Source organism: Anaerolineales bacterium (assembly GCA_022866145.1).
Taxonomy (GTDB): domain Bacteria; phylum Chloroflexota; class Anaerolineae; order Anaerolineales; family E44-bin32; genus PFL42.
The window spans coordinates 1-3,912 of record JALHUE010000352.1; the positions used below are offsets into that span (position 1 = coordinate 1).

The window sequence follows — 3,912 nt, forward strand, 5'->3', positions numbered from 1 at the left end:
GCAGGATGGGCACCCAAGTCAACCGCAAGAAGACGCTGAACGATGGCGCGAGCGTGGACGCCCGCGGCTCGCGCTTTTGGAGAAGCACACCACTGATGATAACCCCGGTACGAATAGCGCCAGGTCCAGGCTATCGACGCGGTTGGTCGGCAGAGCCAGCTCCGTGACGGTCTGGGGTGTCCTGCCAGCCAGCGCCCAGGAACGCCTTCTGAGAGCCACAGGAAGCCGAACAAGATCGCCACAATGATCAGGAACCAAGCCACCGCTTGCGCCCCCCCCGCCGGCGGCTCGCAAGCCTGGCCTGGACGGCCTTGTGGTCTGCCGTCGCCACGCCGCCGATCAGCGCATAGATGCACAATCCCAAGACCCCCACCCGGAGCAGGAACAGCGCTCCGAACGGAATGGAGAACATGCAGATCATGGTGTTGCATACGGTGAACGTGACGACGCCTAGCTAGAGAAGGCAGCCTGGCCGCGAGCCGCGATGTGCCATTGCGGCAAGGATCAGCACTGCCGGGGAAGCGATCGCCAGATTGGCGACTTCCTGCACAAGCGCTTGTGGCAAGAAAGCGAGGGTAAGCTCGGCGCAGTGGATTTGGCAGCAAGGCCGACCACGCTCCCGTCGATTGCCAAGAGCGCCGCCGCGATCAAGAGCCAACCCCAAAGAGGGGTGGAGATAGTGAATGGATGCACAGCGCGAGCGTCTGGGTTCTCGTCCTGCAGTGCTGACGCCTTCTCCTGCGTCCACCGGACTCGAGCCGATCCGCTCAGCGACGCGGGGCTACCCCAACTCTCGCGCTTGCCAGAAAGGACGCAAGCATCCTCACCCTTTCGTGCGTCAGCCGTGCCGCATACCCCGGCCTCCCGACACCTGCGCCGCACCGCAGGCCGTCTCGCCCCGGCGGGGCCACCGCGGATCGCGGCCCGAACGGGGGGCGGTGAGGACATCGGGACGATGTGCGCCCTTGGCAGGCAATGAGGTGTTGGGCGGCTCACTCTCGTTCTGGAGTGCCGGGTTCCGCTGAAGGTACCAGGCTCGGTCCTTGATGAGAAGTGCGAAGGGCGAGACGGTGATGATCAGGACGATCAGATCCGAGAATCCGAACTCATCGGCAACGGTCAAGAGAGCTAGGAGGCCCAGCAGTCCAAGTGTGAGGTAGTAGGCGAACCTGCTGCGCCTCCTCATGAAGACGCACAGTCCTATCAGCGTGCCGGAGGTGAGAAGCGCCAGCAGGGACATGGCCCACCGGATTGGGTCCCCCTCCGGGATGGATGGGTGCAACGCGGCGGCAGCGATGAAGGCGAACGTCAGCCAAGCAAGGGAGTTGAGCAGAAGCAGGATCAGAACGGCGGAGACAGAGGCTGGCGGCCTGTCAGTCACGCGCTTCGCTCCACCATTCTGGACATCATGCGCTTCTGCCTCTCGAGGCAAGCCCCGGCGTGGCGACTGAGCCGCCTAACGGTCTCAAACCAAGCTGCCCGGCGCTCAGGCTTGGCGCCTCTATCGCGGGGGCACAATGTATGCCAGATGTCATTGGATTCCCGCCCGCCAGCCAAGTCGGCTTCACCGATTGCCAAGCGCTCTTCTGACCATGAGCGGGGTCCGTTCAGGATATGAGCGTGGTCTGCTCCACGTTGATCATTCTCGCATACAGGATCTGTTCGTTGATCTCGAGGTTGTTGATTAGGCTCAAAGCGCGGATGATGCCGTCTCCGACGAGTTCGCCTTCGATCTCGCCGAATTCGACCTCGAGCAGGACGTTGTCGGCGCGTTGGTCGTTCGAGACCCGCTCGGGGTCTTGCCAGGTACCGAGGGCGCTGAGCTCGGTGGTGGCTTTCATGAAATCGAGGGCCTCAGCCTTGTCGCGTGGTACGGCCAGGGTGAGGAGCTCCCTCTGAATGCGATGGAACTGGGTACCGGTCCCCTCGTCGCCGAAAAGGAGGGCAAAGAGAAGGTCCTTGGCAAAGAGGAGAAGCTCGTTTCCCTGTGGTGTGCGAAACTCGTCGGTCAGTATGTCCGTCCCTTTGTCGGGCACGGAGGGCAACAAGAAGCGCTGGCCAATGAGCGTGTCGCGGTCGTAGGTAGAGTACTGATCAATGAAAGCGATGAGCTTTCCGCGGTCGAAGACATGCTCGCGAATGCGCGTGACTCTCTCTTGCCTTTTCGCAGCTTTGACTTCCTGTAGGTGCCTGCGGTCCATTTCATGAAGGCTATGGGCATCCAGCGTGAGGCGGACGATCTGCTCGATTAGCCAGTCACTGTCTTGGAGGGCAAGGTGCTCCCGCAACCTTGCCTCAAATTGGGGCGCTACCTCCCTGTTGATCTGACGAACGATGCTCTCGATGTTCGGCATGTGGCAAGATCCTCCATGTGAGGGGGCAAGGTCCCCCAACGGCCTCGAGCCCCACGAATTGCCCTGAAAGGGATCCCGCTCGGCGGAAGCGGGCAAACCTATCAGGACTCTAGGCCAAGCCGGCGGGCAAGACAAGCACACCCTGAGACCCACCCAGCCGAGTCAGCTTCACCGAGATGGTGGGCGGCTGTCTGCAAGCCGGCCATAGGGAAGGCGAGACCCTAGCGTCTGGGCAACCGCTCGAACGCGATCGGGGCATGGGAGCAACATGCACTGACCTCCCCGGAGTGGCGCCGAAGCAGGTCCCCCAGGGTCCTCCGCGCCAGCGGGGGGGAGCACTCTCCATTCCAATTGAGCAAATCACCTGGGGAATCCATACGGGATCATTGGGGTAGTTGCGGGCGAATGCTTCTCCAGAGTGGAGATGGCGATGGTCGTCCACCATCACAGTCACTTCACAATGTCCGGGCGTGTGATGGGGCAAACAGACATGCAAGATGCGTGTATGCGCGGCGCTATGCAGCCGAGACCAAACCACGGCTTGGGCTGTTCCTGGTGGAGAACTTATTGCGGCGTGCAGCCCCAGTGAGCGGGCTCCGGGCAGGCCCAACCAATGCGTGCCGAAGGGCGAGGATCCGTGGCGGCGTCGCACTCCTTCCAACAGACGTTCACCCATAGGAAGGCGGGCCTTCGCGGTGATCTGGGCGCAAGCTTGTCAGTGCGATGTTGCACACGGGTTCGGGCGCGTAGCCACGCTGCTTGAGGCGGCGATCTCAGGTTCGTGGACGCCGCATTGAACCCTGCTTAGGTTGACCAAGAACCTGATGCGCCGGGGCGGCCGTTCGCAGTCGGCGGTACGCAATCCTGTGTCGACAAGGTACGACCCCTCATCCGTCTCCACCAAGAGGCGATTGGTGATCTCCCTCACGCCCAAGAAGCTGGTCGTACAGGTGAGAATGGTCTTCAGACAGAGGATGTTGGCGGCTAGTCGGCAGCTGGCGCATCCAGCCTGCGATGGACAGTCCAATCCCCTACGTTTTCCGCAGCGGCGTAGTTGGCGTTCATGTACTCGCGCAGGCGCGTCAAGGCCCTTAGGGCATCGGCAGAGCACTGGCGGCAGCCTTCCCCTTCTGCGGAGAAGAGTGGGGGAATACCGACTTCGGAGACCACTTCTTCGGCGACAAGCCTCGGGCGTTTCTGTTCGATCGCCGCTAGGAGCTCGTCCAACCTGGCACTGGTTCGGCCGTCATTGAGGAAGACCTGGGTCGGGAACAGGTAGCGCGAGGGCGCCGGTCGGCCTGTCTGGAAATTGACCCCGGGCCGATTCCCCCAGACAAGCACGCTGTCCCCGGGCGAAGTCTGCTCAGAGATGTACCTCACCAGAGGCGACGCTCGGGCCTCGCCCCCGTAGGGCACAGCAAGCAGGTTATTCCATTGATATCGGTCGGGCATGCCCTGCACAAGCCCCAAGAGTAGCCCCACCGCCAGAATGGCCGATGCCAAGCCGGCGAAAGCAATTCGCCATGGGCTCTCGCCCGCATCTTCCCGCCCTGCCGAC

Annotated in this window: 3 protein-coding genes; all 3 read right to left on the minus strand. The window is 62.3% G+C overall.

Annotation, left to right across the window (positions count from 1 at the left end):
* Window positions 1-838: 838 nt before the first annotated feature.
* Window positions 839-1,381, minus strand: a complete 543-nt coding sequence (locus MUO23_10860; protein ID MCJ7513455.1) for a hypothetical protein — start codon at window positions 1,379-1,381, stop codon at window positions 839-841.
* Between the two features lie 226 nt (window positions 1,382-1,607).
* Window positions 1,608-2,354 (minus strand): hypothetical protein, encoded by a 747-nt coding sequence (locus MUO23_10865; GenBank protein MCJ7513456.1) that lies wholly within the window; start codon window positions 2,352-2,354, stop codon window positions 1,608-1,610.
* A 984-nt stretch (window positions 2,355-3,338) separates the two neighbouring features.
* Window positions 3,339-3,912: hypothetical protein (locus MUO23_10870; GenBank protein MCJ7513457.1), on the minus strand; the 574-nt coding region annotated here is incomplete at its 5' end.

Coding starts and splice junctions, on each gene's coding strand:
- MUO23_10865 (MCJ7513456.1), bottom strand. CDS start 2,354: ATGCCGAACATCGAGAGCATCGTTCGTCAGATCAACAGGGAGGTAGCG.